Consider the following 21,254-nt stretch of genomic DNA (forward strand, 5'->3'; position numbering starts at 1 on the left):
TATACCCGTGCAACCACGGTTATAGTTAGCTATCATGTTTCGCTCATTTTTTGTGAGCGTTACGGATGTTAACAAAGGAGGAGTCCGCGTATGGCCGACCACACGTTGTGGCATGAAACACTGCATGACCAGTTTGGTCAGTACTTTGCCGTTGATAACGTGCTCTATCATGAGAAAACGGATCACCAGGATCTGATCATCTTCGAAAACGCCGCCTTTGGCCGCGTGATGGCCCTGGATGGCGTAGTGCAAACGACCGAGCGCGACGAGTTTATTTATCATGAGATGATGACCCACGTTCCGCTGCTGGCCCACGGACACGCGAAGCATGTTCTGATTATCGGCGGCGGCGACGGCGCAATGCTGCGCGAGGTTTCACGTCATCGTTCCATTGAAACCATCACCATGGTTGAGATCGATGCGGGCGTGGTCTCTTTCTGCCGCCAGTACCTGCCCAACCATAATGCTGGCAGCTATGACGATCCGCGCTTTAATCTGGTTATCGACGACGGCGTTAACTTTGTTAACCAGACCACGCAGACCTTCGACGTGATTATCTCTGACTGCACCGACCCCATCGGCCCTGGCGCGTCGCTGTTTACCTCCTCGTTCTACGAAGGCTGCAAGCGCTGCCTGAATCCGGGCGGGATCTTCGTCGCACAAAACGGTGTCTGCTTCCTGCAACAGGACGAAGCGCTCGACAGCCATCGCAAGCTCAGCACCTATTTTGGTGACGTCAGCTTCTATCAGGCGGCGATTCCAACCTATTACGGCGGGATCATGACCTTTGCATGGGCAACGGACAACGACGTGCTGCGTCATCTCTCTACCGAAATTATCCAGGCCCGCTTCCATCAGGCCGGGCTCACGTGCCGCTACTACAATCCGGCTATTCATACCGCAGCGTTTGCTCTGCCGCAGTACCTGCAAGACGCATTATCCACTAAGGGGGTGAGCTAATTGAAAAAGCTTAAACTACATGGCTTTAACAACCTGACTAAAAGCCTGAGTTTTTGTATTTACGATATCTGCTATGCCAAAACAGCGGAAGAACGCGATGGTTACATCGCCTATATCGATGAACTCTACAACGCCAACCGTCTGACCGAGATCCTGTCAGAAACCTGCTCGATCATCGGTGCCAATATTCTGAACATCGCACGACAGGATTATGAGCCCCAGGGTGCTAGCGTCACCATTCTGGTCAGCGAAGAGCCGGTCGACCCGCAGCTTATCGACAAAACTGAACACCCGGGTCCGCTGCCCGAAGTGGTCGTCGCCCACCTCGACAAAAGCCATATCTGCGTTCACACCTACCCGGAAAGCCACCCGGAAGGCGGGCTGTGCACGTTCCGCGCCGATATTGAAGTGTCGACCTGCGGCGTGATTTCCCCGCTGAACGCGCTGAACTATTTAATCCACCAGCTGGAATCGGACATCGTCACGATTGATTATCGCGTGCGCGGTTTTACCCGTGATATCAACGGCATGAAGCACTTCATCGACCACGAGATCAACTCCATTCAGAACTTTATGTCCGAGGACATGAAATCGCTGTATGACATGATGGACGTGAACGTGTACCAGGAAAACATTTTCCATACCAAGATGATGCTTAAGGAATTCGACCTTAAGCACTACATGTTCCACACGAAGCCGGAAGATTTAAGTGAAGAAGAGCGCAAGGTCATCACCGACCTGCTCTGGAAAGAGATGCGCGAAATCTACTACGGCCGCAATATTCCGGCCGTGTAAGTGTTGCCCGGAGCAGGGACGCTTCGGGGAGTTACTTCTGTTTCATAAACTCACGGTAGGCGTTCACCACCTGCAGAAAGTCTTCCACGCCGCACAGCGACAGGCTCTCTTCGTCGTAGTAGCTCATCCCCTCTTCCATCTCATCCCCTGAAAACTCAAGCTGGTTGGCGCGCACCATGACCTCTTCACCGTCCATCCACAGCGTATATTCGTGCCCGGCGCGTTGCCAGGAGCGCTCGCTGCCTTTCACCGTATTTGCCGCCTGTTCGACTTCATCAAGAAGGGCGAGATTTTCTTTCACCTCTTCGTTAAACCAGTGTCCAACGGCTTCGTGCCCCATCGACATGCGCACTTTCACCACGCCGGTGATGTCGCGCAAAAATTCGTAATCCATAGCGTTTTCCTCTGCAAAGCCATTAGGGTAATTATCGCAGCAGAGGGAAAGAAAAAAAGCGGGAGAGGTGGGAGGAATGAAAATAAAAAGGTGAGAGCAAGACCCTGCGGCCTGATGCCCTCACCCCGTCCCTCTCCCACGGGAGAGGGCGCAAATACTAAAAACCGTCTCGTAGAGACGGTTTTGCTGATTATACCGCCGTCTGGAAGATCACCCCGTCAGCCTTCTCGGTGTACTGAGAAAGCTGGTCGAAGTTCAGATAGCGATAGGTATCCACCGCCGTCTTATCCACCTGCGCCACGAAGGTCTGGTACTCTTCCGGCGTTGGCAGTTTGCCAATCAGCGCCGCAACCGCCGCCAGCTCCGCAGAGGCCAGGTAGACGTTCGCACCAGTACCTAAACGGTTCGGGAAGTTACGGGTAGAGGTGGAAACCACCGTCGCACCGTCGGCCACGCGCGCCTGGTTACCCATACACAGGGAGCAGCCAGGGATTTCGATACGCGCCCCGCTCTTACCGAACACGCTGTAGTAACCCTCTTCGGTCAACTGAGCCGCGTCCATACGGGTTGGCGGTGCCACCCACAGGCGGGTCGGCAGCTGGCCTTTGTGGGTATCCAGCAGCTTACCGGCGGCGCGGAAGTGGCCGATGTTGGTCATGCAGGAGCCGATGAACACTTCGTCGATCTTATCGCCCTGCACGTCAGAGAGCAGACGCGCATCGTCCGGATCGTTCGGCGCACACAGGATTGGCTCTTTAATATCCGCCAGATCGATGTCGATCACCGCCGCGTACTCTGCGTCTGCGTCAGCTTCCAGCAGCTGCGGATCCGCCAGCCATTTCTCCATGCCCTGAATACGACGCTCCAGCGTACGACGATCGCCGTAGCCTTCCGCAATCATCCACTTCAGCAGCACGATGTTGGAGGTCAGATACTCAATGATCGGCTCTTTGTTCAGCTTGATGGTACAGCCTGCCGCAGAACGCTCGGCGGAGGCGTCGGTCAGCTCGAACGCCTGCTCCACTTTCAGATCCGGCAGACCTTCAATTTCCAGGATGCGGCCAGAGAAGATGTTTTTCTTGCCTTTCTTCTCAACGGTCAGCAGGCCCTGTTTGATGGCATACAGCGGGATCGCGTGAACCAGATCGCGCAGGGTGATGCCCGGCTGCATTTTGCCCTTGAAGCGCACCAGCACGGATTCAGGCATGTCCAGCGGCATTACGCCGGTCGCCGCAGCAAACGCCACCAGGCCGGAGCCCGCCGGGAAGGAGATACCGATTGGGAAACGGGTATGGGAATCACCGCCGGTACCCACGGTATCCGGCAGCAGCATGCGGTTCAGCCAGGAGTGGATGACGCCGTCACCTGGACGCAGAGAGACACCGCCGCGGTTCATGATGAAGTCTGGCAGCGTGTGGTGCGTGGTCACGTCAACCGGCTTCGGATAGGCCGCCGTGTGGCAGAAGGACTGCATCACCAGGTCAGAAGAGAAGCCCAGGCACGCCAGGTCTTTCAGTTCGTCACGGGTCATTGGGCCAGTGGTGTCCTGAGAGCCCACGGAGGTCATCTTCGGCTCGCAGTATGCGCCAGGGCGAATACCGGCTACGCCGCACGCGCGACCCACCATTTTCTGTGCCAGCGAGAAGCCGCGGTTGCTTTCTGCCACGTCTTTCGCGTGACGGAAAACGTCGGAGTGCGGCAGACCCAGCGCTTCACGCGCTTTGGTGGTCAGGCCGCGCCCGATGATCAGCGGAATACGGCCACCGGCACGCACTTCGTCAATCAGCACGTCGGTTTTCAGTTCGAAGCTTGCCAGCAGCTCGTTGGTTTCGTGGTTGCGCACTTCGCCTTTATACGGATAGACGTCAATCACGTCGCCCATGTTCAGGTTGCTCACATCCACTTCAATTGGCAGCGCGCCCGCATCTTCCATGGTGTTGAAGAAGATTGGCGCAATTTTGCCGCCGAGGCACAGGCCGCCGCCGCGCTTGTTCGGCACGTGCGGAATATCGTCGCCCATGAACCACAGTACGGAGTTGGTGGCGGACTTACGGGAAGAGCCGGTACCCACAACGTCACCGACGTAGGCCAGCGGGAAACCTTTTTGTTGCAGCGCTTCGATCTGTTTGATCGGGCCCACCACGCCCGGCTGATCTGGCTCAATGCCTTCACGGGCGTTTTTCAGCATCGCCAGGGCGTGCAGCGGGATATCTGGACGAGACCACGCGTCCGGTGCCGGAGACAGGTCATCGGTGTTGGTTTCACCGGTCACCTTAAAGACGGTCACGGTAATTTTTTCCGCCAGCGCAGGGCGGTTCAGGAACCATTCGGCATCGGCCCAGGACTGCATCACCTGCTTCGCATAGACGTTGCCCGCTTTGGCTTTTTCTTCTACGTCGTAGAAGTTATCGAACATCAGCAGCGTGGAAGAGAGCGCTTTAGCGGCAATCGGTGCCAGCTTGTCGTTATCCAGCGCGTCAATCAGCGGATGAATGTTGTAACCACCCTGCATGGTGCCGAGCAGTTCAATGGCTTTTTCAGGAGTAACCAGTGGGGAGGTGGCTTCGCCTTTGGCGATAGCAGCAAGGAATCCGGCTTTTACGTAGGCAGCTTCATCTACGCCAGGCGGTACGCGGTTGATCAACAGATCTAACAGGAATTCTTCTTCGCCCTTAGGCGGGTTCTTCAGCAGCTCGACGAGCGCGGCCATTTGGGTTGCATCTAAAGGTTTGGGTACAATTCCCTCGGCGGCACGTTCTGCTACGTGCTTACGGTATTCTTCTAGCACGACGGTTCTCCTCGCTCTCATTGTCATATGCGGCGGGCGTTCTCTTCACGCTCCTGTGAGACAGCAGTTTGTAGGGTAAATGCCCGATACCGCGTCGGGCAGCATAGCAGGATTTCTGCACAGTGTTAATCCGTTTACAAAAAAGCAACATTAAAAAGTTTGCTGAATCGTTAAGCATGGTGTAGCGGGGAGACGAGGTGAATTTTGGGGACAAAAAAACCGCCTGGTAGCGGTTATTTTGTTGCCTTGCGGTGGTAGCACACCGGGTTGGCAGATTTGCGGCAATGCACTCGGCATGAATAATGCTCCTGAGTATGCAGATCCGCAAGCACATGTTTTGTGTTTACGAGCCGCCATCCAGTTTCGAATGTAAAAGGATGAAACTGCATTTCACCTTTTTTCAGTCCATTTCGGCTGTAATACTGTTGCCCCCGGCCTGCTTCGCTGGTGTAGCAACCAATCACCGGGCCCGGAAGCAGTTCCGTAACCTACGCGGCAATGTACTCATTTGCCTGGTTCTGCCTTTTCCGGTGAAGAAGGAACCCGCGTAGCCTGTACAGGAACGCACGCAATGGAGATGCGAATCACTGCGCTGATCGTTGCGATTGGTTTACTGCTAACTGCGCTGCACGGTGGCTGGAACATATCCGACATCTCGGTGCTGTTTGTCGTCAACCTCGGCAACTAGCTGCTGGCCGCTCGCAAGAGCGGCCTTCTGAATTCCCGGCGCCTTTTCCCGCATCGCATATAATTGTGTAATAAATACTCACACTCTTTATCCGGACGTACCGGACGCTTCCCAATAAAAGTCAAAACAGTAAAAGACGGGTGAATAATACTCACGCCAACCGTAACGCCTCACGGCACAGCGCCTGTCTCGTTGGAGTCATTTTATGAAGTTGCCCTTTAAGCCACATCTGCTTGTCCTTCTGTGCAGTGCCGGGCTGTTTGCCGCCTCAGGCGTCATGTTTGTCAAAAGTCGTGCAACGGAACCCGCTGCGTCGGCCCCCGTCGCGCAACAGCCAGTTGCTCCGGCTACGCCGGCAGTAGCACAACCCGCTCCTGTCGTCGCGCCAACCTACACTGCCGCGCAAATCGATCAGTGGGTTGCCCCCATCGCGCTCTACCCGGATGCTCTGCTGTCACAAATCTTGATGGCCTCGACCTACCCGGCCAACGTGATTCAAGCAGCGCAGTGGTCCAAAGACAACCCCAAAATGGAAGGGGACGCCGCGATTCAGGCCGTTGCCAGCCAGCCCTGGGATCCCAGTGTAAAATCCCTGGTCGCGTTTCCTCAGCTTATGTCGCTGATGGGAGAGAATCCGCCGTGGGTACAAAATCTGGGGGATGCGTTTCTCGCGCAGCCGAAAGATGTGATGGATTCGGTGCAACGGTTGCGCGCGCTGGCGCAGAAGACCGGCGCCTTGCAATCTACGCCTCAGCAGACGGTCACCACGGTAACGAAACCCGCACCGGCAAAAACCAGCACCACCGAGTCAACGTCAACCACCACGTCCGCGCCCGCCCCAACGGTGATCAAAATTGAATCTGCCGACCCGCAGGTGGTTTACGTCCCCACCTATAATCCCAATACGGTTTACGGGACCTGGCCTAATACCGCCTATCCGCCAACCTATCTCCCGCCGTCACCCGGGGAGCAGTTTGGCAATAGCTTCGTCAACGGCTTAGGTTTCAGCCTGGGTGTCGCCACAACTTATGCCATCTTCAGCAACATCGACTGGGATGATGACGATGACTGGGACCATCATCATGACGGTGACTGGGATAATCACGGCGGCTACAACCGCAACGGTGATAACAACATCAATATTAACGTTGAGAACTTCAATAAAATCAGCGGACAACGCCTGACGGACGCCAACCGTATCTGGCAGCACAACCCGGCCTATCGGGAAGGTGTCCCCTACCCGACAAACCAGCTCAACACGCGTTTCCACTCCACCAACACGGCCACGGGGCTTAGTGCAACGCAACAACCGGTTAATCGCGATAGCCAGCGTCAGGCGGCGCTGAGCCAGATGGAGAAATCGACAGGTAAAACCTTCCCACAGACTGCTCGCCCGGGCACGAAAGCGGCGCAGCGACAGGCCTCAAGTGAACAGCTGAAACAGATTTCTCAGCGCAATAACTACCGTGGCTATGACACCAAACCGCAGACGGCGAAGCGGGCCACCACGCAGCAGCGAGAAAACCGCCAGACCACCGCGCAGAGACAAGAGAAACGGGTCCAGCCTTCTCAGCAACGTCCCTTCCAGCAGCGAAACAGTCAGCTCCGGGCCAATGCACTGAGCGGCAACGACAGCCGTTCCGCCAACTGGCAGGCGCAGCAGCAGCGTGGGGCGCAAAGCAGACACCTCGCCGCTCGTCAGCAGCAGCTACCCCCGGCAGCGGCTGGACGTGCTGAACACCGTGAATTCCGTCATCGCTAAGGGAGCCGACATGAAACGTAAATTACTCAGTGGAATGGTGTTGTTCATGGTCTCGGCGACCGTCATGGCGCAGCAATCCTTCAGCTCACCAGAACAGGCTACCAATGCGCTGGAAAGCGCCATCCGCGATCAAAACGAAAGCGCGATGAGCAACCTGCTCGGTGAGAACTGGCGCGACTTCCTGCCCCCTGAAGGCGTTGATCCTGACGCAGTCGATCGCTTTCTGCGCGACTGGAAAGTCCGTCATAACACCATTGTCGAAGGCGATAAAGCGCATCTGGTTGTCGGAGACAGCGGCTGGCAACTTCCCATTCCGGTGATCAAAACCGCCTCCGGCTGGCAGTTTGACATCAAAGAAGGCGCCGAGGAGATCCTGACCCGCGAAATTGGGCGCAACGAACTCGCCGCCATTGAAGCTCTGCATGCCTACGTGGATGCGCAGCAAAGCTATTTTGCGATGAACCAGAAATACGCGGAGAAGATTGTCAGCTCTGAAGGGAAGAAGGACGGTCTGTACTGGCCCGTTTCGCCTGGTGAAGCGCCAAGCCCGCTTGGTCCGGCATTTAGCCCTAAAGAGCCAGGCGCGGGTTACCATGGCTATCGCTTCCGCATCCTGCCAGATAATCACGGTTTCGCGATGGTGGCGTGGCCTGTCAGCTATGGTCAGACAGGCGTCATGAGCTTTGTGATAAACCAGGACGACAAGGTGTACCAGTCCGATCTCGGCAGCGATTCGGAGCAGAAGGCCCGGGCGCTGGCCTCATACGCACCTGATAACACCTGGCAGCCTGTAGCACCCTGAACGCCGCGCATAAAAAAAGCGGCCTCAGGCCGCTTTTTTCTTCTGAAGAAACTTATTTCTTCTTCGCTTTCGCATTTGGCAGGTCAGTGATGCTACCTTCAAACACTTCAGCAGCCAGGCCCACGGACTCGTGCAGAGTCGGGTGCGCGTGGATGGTCAGCGCGATGTCTTCCGCGTCACAGCCCATTTCGATAGCCAGACCGATTTCACCCAGCAGCTCACCGCCGTTGGTACCGACAATCGCACCACCGATAACGCGGTGAGTCTCTTTGTCGAAGATCAGTTTGGTCATACCGTCTGCGCAGTCGGAAGCGATAGCACGGCCAGAAGCAGCCCACGGGAAGGTGGCGGTTTCGTAGCTGATGCCTTTCTCTTTCGCTTCTTTCTCGGTCAGACCGACCCATGCAACTTCTGGCTCGGTGTACGCGATAGATGGGATCACTTTCGGATCGAAGTAGTGCTTCATGCCGGCGATAACTTCAGCGGCAACGTGACCTTCGTGAACACCTTTGTGCGCCAGCATTGGCTGACCGACGATATCGCCGATAGCAAAGATGTGCGGCACGTTGGTGCGCAGCTGTTTGTCAACGCGGATGAAGCCACGGTCGTCCACTTCCACGCCAGCTTTGCCCGCGTCGAGATTTTTACCGTTCGGTACACGACCGATAGCCACCAGCACGGCGTCGTAACGCTGTGGTTCAGCAGGGGCTTTTTTGCCTTCCATGGAAACGTAAATACCGTCTTCTTTCGCTTCAACGGCAGTCACTTTGGTTTCCAGCATCAGGTTAAACTTCTTGCTGATGCGCTTGGTAAAGACTTTAACGATGTCTTTGTCAGCAGCCGGGATAACCTGGTCGAACATTTCAACCACGTCAATGTCTGAACCCAGCGCATGGTACACGGTACCCATTTCCAGACCGATGATACCGCCGCCCATAACCAGCAGACGCTTAGGAACGGTTTTCAGCTCCAGGGCATCAGTGGAATCCCACACGCGTGGATCTTCATGTGGAATGAATGGCAGTTCGATTGGGCGAGAGCCTGCCGCGATGATCGCGTTGTCGAAGTTGATAACGGTTTTGCCGTTTTCGCCTTCCACTTCCAGGGTGTTCGCACCGGTGAATTTACCCAGACCGTTTACCACTTTCACTTTACGGCCTTTGGCCATACCCGCCAGACCGCCGGTCAGCTGAGTGATAACTTTCTCTTTCCAGGTACGGATTTTGTCGATATCGGTTTTTGGCTCGCCGAAGACGATACCGTGTTCAGCCAGCGCTTTGGCTTCTTCGATAACTTTCGCTACGTGCAGCAGCGCTTTAGAAGGGATACAGCCGACGTTCAGACAAACACCGCCGAGGGTGCTGTAACGTTCTACGATGACGGTTTCCAGACCTAAATCCGCTGCACGAAATGCTGCGGAGTAACCTGCCGGGCCTGCCCCAAGTACTACGACCTGAGTTTTGATTTCTGTGCTCATCATGACCTCTTAGTTTATACCCGTCGTCCACCGGGTCGTTCTATCCGCCCGCAGTTTACAAAATTGTTAACAATTTTGAAACAACAAACGGCTCACGAATTGTCGCTTTCACCAATAACCTCATAAACACCATGAGATTATCAGAAAAAAGCCGGCCGACTGGCCGGCTTTTCGATTACATCACCAGGCGGCGAATGTCGCTCAGCATGTTGTTGATGATGGTGATGAAACGCGCACCATCAGCCCCGTCGATCACGCGGTGGTCGAAGGACAGAGAGATTGGCATCATCAGACGCGGCACGAACTCTTTGCCATTCCACACCGGCTCCATCGCGGACTTGGACACACCGAGGATAGCCACTTCCGGCGCGTTCACAATCGGCGCGAAGTGGGTAGTACCCAGGCCGCCGATGCTGGAGATAGTGAAGCAGCCGCCCTGCATTTCGCCGGCAGTCAGCTTACCATCACGCGCTTTCTTGGAGATGGTGGTCAGTTCACGGGACAGCTCAGTGATGCTCTTCTTGTTCACGTCTTTGAAGACCGGAACAACCAGACCATTTGGCGTATCTACCGCAACACCGATGTTGATGTATTTCTTCAGCGTCAGCTTCTGGCCGTCTTCGGACAGGGAGCTGTTGAAGCGTGGCATCTGCTCCAGAGCAGCGGCAACGGCTTTCATGATGAAGACCACTGGGGTGAATTTCACGTCCAGCTTACGCTTCTCGGCTTCGGCGTTCTGCTGTTTACGGAACGCTTCCAGATCGGTGATATCGGTTTTGTCGAAGTGGGTAACGTGCGGGATCATCACCCAGTTACGGCTCAGGTTAGCACCAGAGATTTTCTGGATACGGCCCAGCTCCACTTCTTCGATTTCGCCGAACTTGCTGAAGTCCACTTTCGGCCATGGCAGCATGCCCGGGATACCGCCGCCAGCGGCTGCCGCAGGTGCAGCTTCGGCGCGTTTCACCGCGTCTTTCACGTAAGCCTGAACGTCTTCGCGCAGGATACGACCCTTACGGCCGGTCCCTTTCACTTTCGCCAGGTTTACGCCGAATTCGCGCGCCAGGCGACGAATCAGCGGAGTCGCGTGGACGTAAGCGTCGTTTTCAGCGAACTCTGATTTTTCTGCTTTTGCAGCAGGGGCAGCGGCTGGTTTAGCAGCCTGAGCCGGTGCAGCAGCCGGTGCTGGAGCAGCCGCGGCAGCCGGAGCTGCGGCAGGCGCAGCGCCTTCCACTTCGAAGACCATGATCAGGGAGCCGGTAGACACTTTGTCGCCGGTGCTGATTTTGATCTCTTTAACGGTACCGGCGAACGGCGCAGGCACTTCCATGGAAGCCTTGTCGCCTTCAACGGTGATCAGTGACTGTTCAGCGGCAACTTTATCGCCCACTTTTACCATCACTTCGGTGACTTCAACTTCGTCACCGCCGATGTCCGGTACGTTAACGTCTTTCGCGCCGCCAGCAGCGGCTGGTGCTGCGGCCGGAGCCGGAGCAGCGGCCTGTGCAGGCGCGGCAGCAGGTGCAGCACCCGCCACTTCGAAGACCATGATAAGCGACCCGGTAGACACTTTATCGCCGGTGTTGATCTTGATCTCTTTTACGGTACCGGCGAATGGCGCTGGTACTTCCATAGAGGCTTTGTCGCCTTCTACGGTGATCAGTGACTGCTCGGCCGCAACGGTATCGCCCACTTTCACCAGGATTTCAGTGACTTCAACTTCGTCACCGCCGATGTCAGGCACGTTCACTTCTTTCGCTGCTGCGGCAGCTGCTGGAGCAGCGGCGGCCGGAGCGGCTTCTTTCTTCTCTTCCTGCGCAGGTGCAGCTGCTGCTGCACCGTCGGCGGAATCGAAAATCATGATCAGTTTGCCAGTCTCGGTTTTATCGCCAACGGAGACTTTGATCTCCTTAACGATGCCAGCCTGAGGAGACGGGACTTCCATAGAGGCTTTGTCGCCTTCTACGGTGATCAGCGACTGTTCAGCTTCAACTTTGTCGCCCACTTTGACCAGGATCTCGGTGATTTCAACTTCATCAGCCCCGATGTCCGGTACATTGATTTCGATAGCCATTATTCTTTTACCTCTTACGCCAGACGCGGGTTAACTTTTTCTGCATCGATGTTGAATTTGGTAATTGCGTCCGCAACCACTTTCTTATCGATTTCGCCACGTTTAGCCAGTTCGCCCAGTGCTGCTACAACCACGTAAGAAGCATCAACTTCGAAGTGGTGACGCAGGTTTTCGCGGCTGTCAGAACGACCGAAGCCGTCAGTACCCAGAACGCGATAATCATCAGCTGGAACGTAAGTACGAACCTGCTCAGCGAACAGTTTCATATAGTCAGTGGACGCCACCGCTGGCGCGTCGTTCATCACCTGAGCGATGTACGGAACGCGTGGGGTTTCCATTGGGTGCAGCATGTTCCAGCGCTCACAATCCTGGCCATCACGCGCCAGTTCGGTGAAGGAAGTCACAGAGTACACGTCGGAACCCACGCCGTAGTCTTTCGCCAGGATCTGCGCTGCTTCACGAACGTGACGCAGGATAGAACCGGAGCCCAGCAGCTGAACTTTACCTTTGCTACCTTCAATGGTTTCGAGTTTGTAGATACCTTTACGGATACCTTCCTCGGCACCTGCTGGCATTGCCGGCATGTGGTAGTTTTCGTTCAGGGTGGTGATGTAGTAGTAAATGTTCTCTTGCGCTTCACCGTACATGCGCTGCAGGCCGTCATGCATGATGACAGCAACTTCGTACGCGTAGGACGGGTCGTAAGAGATACAGTTCGGGATAGTCAGAGACTGAATGTGGCTGTGGCCATCTTCGTGCTGCAGACCTTCACCGTTCAGGGTCGTACGACCGGAAGTACCACCGATCAGGAAGCCGCGAGCCTGCTGGTCGCCTGCCTGCCAGCACAGGTCACCGATACGCTGGAACCCGAACATGGAGTAGTAAATGTAGAACGGAATCATCGGCAGGTTGTTGGTGCTGTATGAAGTCGCAGCAGCCAGCCAGGATGCGCCTGCGCCCAGCTCGTTGATACCTTCCTGCAGAATCTGACCTTTCTCGTCTTCTTTGTAGTATGCAACCTGCTCACGGTCCTGCGGGGTGTACTGCTGGCCGTTCGGGCTGTAGATACCGATCTGACGGAACAGACCTTCCATACCGAAAGTACGCGCTTCGTCGGCGATGATTGGCACCAGACGATCTTTGATCGACTTGTTCTTCAGCATCACGTTCAGGGCACGAACGAAAGCGATAGTGGTAGAGATCTCTTTGTTCTGCTCTTCCAGCAGCTGAGAGAAGTCTTCCAGCGCTGGCAGTTCCAGCTTCTCGGTGAAGTTAGGCTGACGAGCTGGCAGGTAGCCTTTCAGCGCCTGACGACGTTCGTGCAGGTACTTGTGCTCTTCAGAGCCTTCCGGGAAGGTGATGTAAGACAGGTTTTCTACCTGCTCATCGGTCACTGGAACGTTGAAACGGTCGCGGATATAGCGCACGCCGTCCATGTTCATTTTCTTAACCTGGTGAGCGATGTTTTTACCTTCTGCGGTATCACCCATGCCGTAACCTTTGATGGTGTGGGCCAGGATTACAGTCGCTTTACCTTTGGTTTCACGCGCTTTTTTCAGTGCAGCGTAGATTTTCTTCGGATCGTGACCACCGCGGTTCAGGGCCCAGATCTGCTCATCAGTCCAGTCGGCAACCAGCGCTGCGGTTTCTGGATATTTGCCGAAGAAGTGCTCACGCACGTAGGCACCGTCTTTGGATTTGAAGGTCTGGTAGTCGCCGTCAACGGTTTCGTTCATCAGCTGGATCAGTTTACCGCTGGTGTCTTTACGCAGCAGTTCGTCCCAACGGGAACCCCACATGACTTTGATCACGTTCCAGCCAGCACCTGCGAAGATGCCTTCCAGTTCGTTGATGATCTTGCCGTTACCGGTTACCGGACCATCCAGACGCTGCAGGTTACAGTTGATGATGAAGCACAGGTTGTCCAGCTTCTCACGGGTTGCGATGGTGATCGCACCTTTAGATTCTGGCTCATCCATTTCGCCGTCGCCCAGGAAGGCGTAAACGGTCTGCTCAGAGGTGTCTTTCAAACCACGGTGTTCCAGATACTTCAGGAATTTAGCCTGGTAGATCGCACCGATTGGGCCCAGACCCATAGATACGGTCGGGAACTGCCAGAATTCAGGCATCAGTTTAGGGTGCGGATAAGAAGACAGACCTTTACCGTGAACTTCCTGACGGAAGTTGTTCATCTGCTCTTCAGTCAGACGACCTTCCAGGAATGCACGTGCATAGATGCCCGGAGAGATGTGGCCCTGGAAGTACACCAGATCGCCGCCGTCTTTCTCGTTCGCTGCACGGAAGAAGTGGTTGAAGCACACTTCGTAAACGGTCGCAGAAGACTGGAAGGACGCCATGTGGCCACCCAGTTCCAGGTCTTTCTTGGACGCGCGCAGAACGGTCATGATGGCGTTCCAGCGGATTGCAGAACGGATACGACGTTCCAGATCCAGATTGCCCGGGTATTCCGGTTCGTCTTCAACGGCAATCGTGTTTACGTAGTTGCTAGCCCCTGCACCTGAAGCAACCTTCACGCCGCCTTTGCGAGCTTCAGAAAGCAGCTGATCAATCAGATACTGAGCGCGCTCAACACCTTCTTCACGGATGACCGATTCGATCGCCTGTAGCCAGTCGCGAGTTTCGATCGGATCCACGTCATTTTGGAGACGTTCTGACATGGGGGTATTCCTTATCTATCTAATACGTTGATTTGTCTGGAACCTGTCCCATTGTGCTCTTGGGCAAGAACACAATAAGACAGGTTCTGCGTTTAGTTGCCGCGCTCTAAAAGTACCTGGCGCTTAATCCTTTCGTTGCTGTATGCGGCGTAATGAACGTTCGCGACGCGATTGTTCACGGCTGCGGTCCAGCAAGATTTCCTCAATGAAAGCCAGGTGACGGTGCGACGCTTCGCGCGCCTGCTCCGGCTCCCCGGCCATTATCGCCTCGAATACTCGGGTGCGATGGTTGCTTACCAGCGGGAGCATCTCCCGACGGGCATACAACAATTCAAAATTCTGACGAACGTTCTGGGCCAGCATCGGCTCCATGCAGCGTAGCAGATGGAGGAGCACCACGTTGTGTGCCGCTTCGGTGACGGCGATTTGATACTGGACAACGGCGCTGGACTCGGCGTCTAAATCGCCGGACTGCTGTGCCCGCTCAATGGCCTGATGCAGTTCGCGGATACGCACGCGATCTTCATCAGTGCTGCGAAGGGCGGCGTAATAGGCCGCAATACCTTCAAGCGCGTGACGGGTCTCAAGCAGGTCAAACTGGGATTCTGGGTGGTCAGAGAGAAGTTCTACCAGCGGATCGCTGAAGCTCTGCCACAGGCTGTTTTGCACAAAGGTTCCGCCGCCCTGGCGACGAAGCAGCAAGCCCTTTGCTTCGAGGCGTTGAATCGCCTCACGCAGAGAGGGACGTGAAACGTCGAACTGTTTTGCCAGCTCGCGTTCTGGCGGAAGTTTCTCACCCGGGCGCAGAGTCCCTTCGAGGATTAAAAACTCCAGCTGCTGCTCAATCACATCAGATAGTTTTGGTTGGCGAATTTTGCTGTAGGCCATATTCCCTGTCTTACGCCTTTTTGCCCGGAGTCAATTGGTCTTACCAATTTCTAGTTCGTATCGCTAAAGTAACAAAGTATTCACCTTCTGTCCATATTGGTTTTGATTGAAATCAGTAAACCCTGCACATTTTAACAACCTTACAGAAATAACGTTTCAGAAATGTAACTTTGCACAAATGAGTTGATTACTCCCAAAGAGGGAGTTTTAACCATAATGAAACGAGGGGTTTTGCAATCTGAAGCGATTCAACATGGCAAATAATGAAAATTCGCCCACTTAAGAAGCATTTCTATTCTATAGGTTGGGTTAGGAAGAATAAGCGGGCCGATTTACAAATGCTTTCTTTTTATTCAAGTCGTCAGCATCCCTTCATAAAGCAGGTGCATTCGCAGGCGCTTACCACTATTCTGGCGCTTACGGAAGTCATCTCCGCTTTTTTCGGTTTGTTTAACCGTAAAGAAATAAATACAGAATATGGACTTTCATAATTACACACGCACAGCGTGAACATAACAACCACACACGAGGTTTCAAATGGAAGCTCAACAGCACGGCGATCAGCTAAAGCGCGGACTTAAAAACCGCCATATACAGCTCATCGCACTGGGCGGTGCGATTGGTACCGGCCTGTTTCTGGGCAGCGCATCCGTTATCCAGTCAGCCGGTCCGGGTATTATTTTGGGTTACGCGATTGCGGGTTTCATCGCTTTTCTGATCATGCGCCAGCTTGGCGAAATGGTCGTTGAAGAGCCGGTCGCAGGCTCGTTCAGCCACTTTGCCTATAAATACTGGGGCAGCTTTGCGGGCTTCGCCTCCGGCTGGAACTACTGGGTGCTGTACGTTCTGGTTGCTATGGCCGAGCTGACTGCCGTCGGGAAGTACATTCAGTTCTGGTATCCGGAGATCCCCACCTGGGCGTCTGCTGCAGCCTTCTTCGTGATTATCAACGCCATTAACCTGACCAACGTAAAAGTGTTCGGCGAGATGGAGTTCTGGTTTGCCATTATCAAAGTCATTGCCGTTGTGGCGATGATCATCTTCGGTGGCTGGCTGCTGTTCAGCGGCAACGGCGGCCCGCAGGCTACCGTGCGTAACCTCTGGGAACAGGGCGGCTTCCTGCCTCACGGCATGACCGGTCTGGTGATGATGATGGCAATCATTATGTTCTCCTTCGGCGGCCTGGAGCTGGTGGGTATTACCGCCGCCGAAGCCGATAACCCGGAGCAAAGCATCCCGAAAGCCACAAATCAGGTTATCTACCGTATTCTGATCTTCTATGTGGGCTCACTGGCCGTGCTGCTCTCCCTGCTGCCGTGGACGCGCGTTACCGCTGACACCAGCCCGTTTGTTCTCATCTTCCACGAGCTGGGCGATACCTTTGTCGCCAACGCCCTGAACATCGTGGTGCTGACCGCAGCGCTCTCCGTTTACAACAGCTGCGTATACTGCAACAGCCGTATGCTGTTCGGCCTGGCCCAGCAGGGCAACGCGCCGAAGATGCTGCTCAACGTGGATAAACGCGGCGTGCCGGTGAATACCATCATTGTTTCAGCCATCGTGACCGCGCTGTGCGTGCTGATTAACTACATGGCACCGGAATCGGCGTTTGGCCTGCTGATGGCGCTGGTAGTCTCTGCTCTGGTTATCAACTGGGCGATGATCAGCCTGGCGCACATGAAGTTCCGCCGCGCGAAACAGCAGCAGGGCGTCACCACGCGCTTCCCTGCCCTGCTCTATCCGCTGGGTAACTGGATTTGCCTGTTGTTTATGGCGGCCGTGCTGGTGATCATGCTGATCACGCCGGGCATGGCGATTTCCGTCTACCTGATCCCGGTCTGGATTGCGATCCTTGGCGTTGGCTATCTCTTCAGCCAGAAAAGCCGTAATGCCATGAAGGCGCACTAAACCTCTCGCCGCGGCATCTGTTTTTGCGGGTGCCGCGCGTTGTTACCTCCTTCACACTTTCACGCCAACAGCATATTTATCCATATCACCGCCCTGATACTGCAACGCATATATTCCTTTGCCAGCGAATAATTCTCCCCATACCGTAAACCGGAGAGCTGTCGATGGATAACAACAAACTGTCAGTAAAAGAAAAGATCGGCTATGGGATGGGCGACGCGGGATGCAACATCATCTTCGGCGCCATCATGCTGTTTGTTAACTATTTCTATACGGATATTTTTGGCCTGGCGCCTGCGCTGGTCGGCGTGCTGCTGCTGTCCGTCCGCGTAATTGACGCCGTAACGGACCCGATCATGGGGGCGATTGCCGACCGTACCCGCAGTAAATATGGCCGGTTTCGTCCATGGCTGCTGTGGATTGCGTTCCCCTACGCGCTGTTCAGCATTCTGATGTTCACCACCCCGGAGTGGAGCTATAACAGCAAAGTTATCTATGCGTTTGTCACCTATTTCCTGCTCTCGTTAACCTATACGGCCATCAACATCCCTTACTGCTCGTTAGGTGGAGTGATCACCAACGATCCAAAAGAGCGCGTGGCCTGCCAGTCGTATCGCTTCGTGCTGGTCGGCATCGCCACCCTGCTGCTCTCCTTAACGCTGCTGCCGATGGCCGACTGGTTTGGCGGGGATAACAAAGCCAAAGGCTACCAGATGGCGATGACCGTCCTGGCGCTGATTGGTACCTGTATGTTCCTGTTCTGCTTCGCCACCGTGCGCGAGCGCGTGCGTCCGGCAGTGCAAACCAACGACGAGCTGAAAAACGACCTGAAAGACGTGTGGAAAAACGACCAGTGGGTGCGCATTTTGCTGCTCACGCTTTGCAACGTCTGCCCGGGCTTTATCCGCATGGCGGCGACCATGTATTACGTTACCTGGGTGATGGGCCAGAGCACCCACTTCGCCACGCTGTTTATCAGCCTGGGCGTTGTCGGCATGATGCTTGGCAGCGTGCTGGCGAAAGTGCTGACCGACCGCTGGTGTAAGCTGAAGGTCTTCTTCTGGACCAACATCGTGCTGGCGGCATTCTCCTGCGCCTTCTATTTCTTCGACCCGAAAGCCACCGTTACCATCGTGGTGCTCTACTTCCTGCTGAACATCCTTCACCAGATCCCGTCTCCGCTGCACTGGTCGCTGATGGCCGACGTGGACGACTACGGCGAGTGGAAAACCGGGAAACGCATCACCGGGATCAGTTTCTCGGGTAACATCTTCTTCCTTAAACTGGGCCTGGCGATTGCCGGTGCGATGGTCGGCTTCCTGCTCTCCTGGTATGGTTATGACGCGGGCGCAAAAGCGCAAAGCGCGGACGCCATCAACGGGATCGTGCTGCTCTTTACCGTCATTCCGGGCATTGGATACTTAATTACCGCTGGGGTGGTACGTCTGCTGAAGGTAGACCGTGAGACCATGAAGCAGATCCAGGCCGATCTGGAAAAGCGTCGCACCAACTACCGCGAACTGAACGACTATCAGGAACTCAAAGCCGCTGAGACTAAATAAGGAAAGCCGCATGCATAACTGGCCAAACCCGTTTATCGAACAACGCGCCGACCCGTACATTTTACGCCATGAGGGACAGTACTATTTTATTGCCTCCGTGCCGCAGTACGACAGGCTGGCGATCCGCCGCGCGGACTCGCTGGAAGGACTACGCGACGCTGAAGAGGTGGTGGTCTGGCGCAAACCCGAGACCGGCCCGATGAGCCAGCTAATCTGGGCGCCAGAACTGCACCACGTTGACGGCAAGTGGTACATCTATTTTGCCGCGACGCACACCCAGGCGCTCGACGCGCTCGGGATGTTCCAGCACCGCATGTTTGCGATTGAGTGTGCGGACCGCGATCCGCTCAGCGGTACCTGGATCGAGAAAGGGCAAATCAACACCCCGTTCGACACCTTCGCCCTGGACGCCACCACCTTTGTTCATCAGGGCAAACGCTGGTACCTGTGGGCGCAAAAAGCCCCGGATATTTCCGGCAACTCTAACCTCTATCTGTGTGAAATGGAGAACCCGTGGACGCTGAAAGGCGAGCCGGTGATGCTCAGCAAGCCAGAATACGACTGGGAATGCCGTGGTTTCTGGGTCAACGAAGGTCCGGCGGTGCTGGTTCACGGCGATAAGCTGTTTATCAGCTACTCCGCCAGCGCCACCGATGAGAACTACTGCATGGGGTTACTGTGGATAGACCTGAACGCCGATCCGCAAAACCCGGCAAACTGGCACAAATCCCCTCGCCCGGTTTTCGTCACCAGCTACGAGAACCGCCAGTACGGGCCAGGCCACAACAGCTTTACGCAAACGCCGGAAGGGGAAGATGTATTGGTGTACCACGCAAGAAATTACACCGAAATTGAAGGCGATCCGCTTTACGATCCGAACCGTCATACCCGCCTGAAGCTTGTCCGCTGGGACGAAAACGGGATGCCTGATTTCGGCATCCCGCCTGCGGATACGTTATAGCGTCTGCGGCGCGCTGGGTTACACCAGCGTGCCGTAAATCGTCAGCAGCGCCACAATCACCACCACCACAAACGAGGTTTTCTTCGCCATTGAAACGGCGGCTTTTGGCGTTTCGATCTTGTCGGTATGCGGTTCGCGCGCCAGCGAGAACTGCGCCAGGCGCGTCAACACCTGGTACTGGGACGTATGGCGGTCCCCAAGAGAAGCGAACCATGCGGGCAGCGCTTTTTCACCGTGGCCAATTAAGGCGTACACCACGCCCACCAGACGCACCGGAAGCCAGTCGAGCACGTGCAGGATGGCATCAATGCCGGACAGCAAACGCTCATGCGGCGTCAGATAACGGGCAAGCCAGGTCTGCCAGGCGCGCAGGAACGAATAGCCCATCAGCAGTACCGGCCCCCACGGGCCGCCCACCACAAACCAGAACAGCGGAGCAAGGTAGTAGCGGAAGTTAATCCACAGCAGCGCGTTTTGCAGCTCGCGCAGGAACTCGCGCTCGTCGCAGTCCGGCGGCACGCCGTGGATCATCGTCAGCTCGCTCGCCATCGCGCCGCGCGCGTGGGCATCGTCACGGGAGGCGGCTTTCAGGTAGGCGTGATAGTGCAAACGCACCTTGCCCGCACCAATGCACAGCACGCCGAGCAGGATCCACACCACCAGCAGCGGCACGTTGAAAAAGAGTCCGTACAGCGAGCGCAGCAGCAGGAAGGTAATCAGCATGACGCCCGCCATCATCAGCAGCGTGCGCAGCATGGAAAAGTGCTTGATGCGGCGGAATAACACCTCCAGCCGGTGATCCAGTTGCCAGTGCTCGCCGAGCTTGAACAGGCGTTCAGCGATGATAACCAGCAGCATGGTAAACAACGTCATGGTATCTCCTTATTCTGACGACGCGGCAAGCATGGCGCGAAACCGCGGCCAGTCAAATGCCGGGCCGGGATCGGTTTTTCTCGCCGGAGCGATATCGCTGTGCCCGGTAATATTTTCGGCGATTGCCGGGTAGAGTCCGATAAGCGTGTGGGTAATAGCAACCAGCTGCTGATACTGGGCATCGGTGTAGGGGGTAATGTCCGTACCTTCCAGCTCGATCCCAATCGAGAAATCGTTGCACCGTTCGCGCCCGTGATACATCGATACCCCGGCATGCCAGGCGCGCTTATCAAAAGGAACATACTGAACCACCTCACCATCACGGCGAATCAGGCAGTGAGCCGACACGCGCAGATGCGCAATCTCAGCGAAGAAGGGATGAGCATTGGGATCTATCGTTCCCGTGAATAACGCATCGATCCACGGGCCGCCAAACTCACCCGGCGGGAGGCTAATATTATGAACCACCAGCAGTGTGGGCTTTTCATCCTCCGGGCGGCAGTCGTGGTGCGGCGAGGGCACATGCCGCGCATCCACCAGCCATCCGTTTTCTAACAACATGCTGGAACTCCTTCTGTATGGTGCAATGACTCGGTTCAGAGTAGCATGTTTCAATATTATGATTCGTTACCAATTTGGAGTTT

At 55.4% G+C, this 21,254-nt stretch carries 16 protein-coding genes; 8 read left to right on the forward strand and 8 right to left on the reverse strand.

The features are described from left to right. Positions 1-90 precede the first annotated feature (90 nt). A complete protein-coding gene (speE, locus tag IM294_RS09535; protein WP_028015536.1) occupies positions 91-960 on the forward strand; it encodes a polyamine aminopropyltransferase in 870 nt (289 codons plus the stop codon). Continuing rightward, the gene (gene speD / locus IM294_RS09540; protein WP_028015535.1) at positions 961-1,755 is read left to right on the forward strand and encodes an adenosylmethionine decarboxylase; all 795 of its coding nucleotides are present in this window, start codon (positions 961-963) and stop codon (positions 1,753-1,755) included. 31 nt (positions 1,756-1,786) lie between these two features. Here speD and yacL read toward each other — a convergent pair whose 3' ends face one another. Next, positions 1,787-2,149 (reverse strand): protein YacL, encoded by a 363-nt coding sequence (gene yacL, locus IM294_RS09545; RefSeq protein ID WP_041911228.1) that lies wholly within the window; start codon positions 2,147-2,149, stop codon positions 1,787-1,789. Between the two features lie 190 nt (positions 2,150-2,339). Further along, entirely contained in the window at positions 2,340-4,937 is a 2,598-nt protein-coding gene (acnB, locus tag IM294_RS09550) for a bifunctional aconitate hydratase 2/2-methylisocitrate dehydratase (protein WP_048338844.1), read from the reverse strand. An 893-nt stretch (positions 4,938-5,830) separates the two neighbouring features. Between acnB and IM294_RS09555 the strand changes: the two genes are divergently transcribed. Both IM294_RS09555 and IM294_RS09560 read left to right on the forward strand, forming a co-directional pair. After that, positions 5,831-7,387 carry a DUF3300 domain-containing protein gene (locus IM294_RS09555; RefSeq protein WP_126817828.1) on the forward strand — a complete coding sequence of 519 codons (1,557 nt, stop codon included), beginning with the start codon at positions 5,831-5,833 and terminating at the stop codon, positions 7,385-7,387. A gap of 10 nt (positions 7,388-7,397) precedes the next feature. After that, positions 7,398-8,189 carry a DUF2950 family protein gene (locus IM294_RS09560; RefSeq protein ID WP_126817830.1) on the forward strand — a complete coding sequence of 264 codons (792 nt, stop codon included), beginning with the start codon at positions 7,398-7,400 and terminating at the stop codon, positions 8,187-8,189. A gap of 52 nt (positions 8,190-8,241) precedes the next feature. On the opposite strand, the gene lpdA is transcribed toward IM294_RS09560, so the two are convergent. The 4 genes from lpdA to pdhR form a co-directional block, all read right to left on the reverse strand. Further along, a complete protein-coding gene (gene lpdA / locus IM294_RS09565; protein WP_014068924.1) occupies positions 8,242-9,666 on the reverse strand; it encodes a dihydrolipoyl dehydrogenase in 1,425 nt (474 codons plus the stop codon). A 175-nt stretch (positions 9,667-9,841) separates the two neighbouring features. Continuing rightward, positions 9,842-11,740: a pyruvate dehydrogenase complex dihydrolipoyllysine-residue acetyltransferase gene (gene aceF / locus IM294_RS09570; RefSeq protein ID WP_063438133.1), complete on the reverse strand. Its 1,899-nt coding sequence runs from the start codon at positions 11,738-11,740 to the stop codon at positions 9,842-9,844. A 14-nt stretch (positions 11,741-11,754) separates the two neighbouring features. Continuing rightward, entirely contained in the window at positions 11,755-14,418 is a 2,664-nt protein-coding gene (aceE, locus tag IM294_RS09575) for a pyruvate dehydrogenase (acetyl-transferring), homodimeric type (protein ID WP_028015529.1), read from the reverse strand. Positions 14,419-14,541: 123 nt separating this feature from the next. Beyond that, positions 14,542-15,306 carry a pyruvate dehydrogenase complex transcriptional repressor PdhR gene (gene pdhR / locus IM294_RS09580; protein WP_006173806.1) on the reverse strand — a complete coding sequence of 255 codons (765 nt, stop codon included), beginning with the start codon at positions 15,304-15,306 and terminating at the stop codon, positions 14,542-14,544. 263 nt (positions 15,307-15,569) lie between these two features. On the opposite strand from pdhR, the gene IM294_RS09585 reads away from it, so the two are divergent. From IM294_RS09585 to IM294_RS09600, 4 genes are all read left to right on the forward strand, one after another. Beyond that, positions 15,570-15,797, forward strand: a complete 228-nt coding sequence (locus tag IM294_RS09585) for a hypothetical protein (RefSeq protein WP_082827687.1) — start codon at positions 15,570-15,572, stop codon at positions 15,795-15,797. Positions 15,798-15,843: 46 nt separating this feature from the next. Continuing rightward, positions 15,844-17,214, forward strand: coding sequence for an aromatic amino acid transporter AroP (gene aroP / locus IM294_RS09590; RefSeq protein WP_028015528.1), 1,371 nt, complete (start codon positions 15,844-15,846; stop codon positions 17,212-17,214). A gap of 164 nt (positions 17,215-17,378) precedes the next feature. Then, positions 17,379-18,776 carry a glycoside-pentoside-hexuronide (GPH):cation symporter gene (locus IM294_RS09595; protein WP_045259469.1) on the forward strand — a complete coding sequence of 466 codons (1,398 nt, stop codon included), beginning with the start codon at positions 17,379-17,381 and terminating at the stop codon, positions 18,774-18,776. A 10-nt stretch (positions 18,777-18,786) separates the two neighbouring features. Then, complete coding sequence (locus IM294_RS09600; protein WP_126817832.1) at positions 18,787-19,737, forward strand: family 43 glycosylhydrolase; 951 nt, start codon at positions 18,787-18,789, stop codon at positions 19,735-19,737. An 18-nt stretch (positions 19,738-19,755) separates the two neighbouring features. Here IM294_RS09600 and ampE read toward each other — a convergent pair whose 3' ends face one another. Together ampE and ampD are read right to left on the reverse strand one after the other, a co-directional pair. Further along, on the reverse strand, positions 19,756-20,610 hold the full coding sequence (gene ampE / locus IM294_RS09605) for a beta-lactamase regulator AmpE (protein WP_041911235.1): 855 nt from the start codon (positions 20,608-20,610) through the stop codon (positions 19,756-19,758). Between the two features lie 9 nt (positions 20,611-20,619). Next, on the reverse strand, positions 20,620-21,171 hold the full coding sequence (gene ampD, locus IM294_RS09610) for a 1,6-anhydro-N-acetylmuramyl-L-alanine amidase AmpD (protein ID WP_126817834.1): 552 nt from the start codon (positions 21,169-21,171) through the stop codon (positions 20,620-20,622). Between the last annotated feature and the right edge of the window lie 83 nt (positions 21,172-21,254).

Source organism: Enterobacter cloacae complex sp. P43RS (assembly GCF_014930585.1).
Lineage (GTDB): Bacteria > Pseudomonadota > Gammaproteobacteria > Enterobacterales > Enterobacteriaceae > Enterobacter > Enterobacter bugandensis.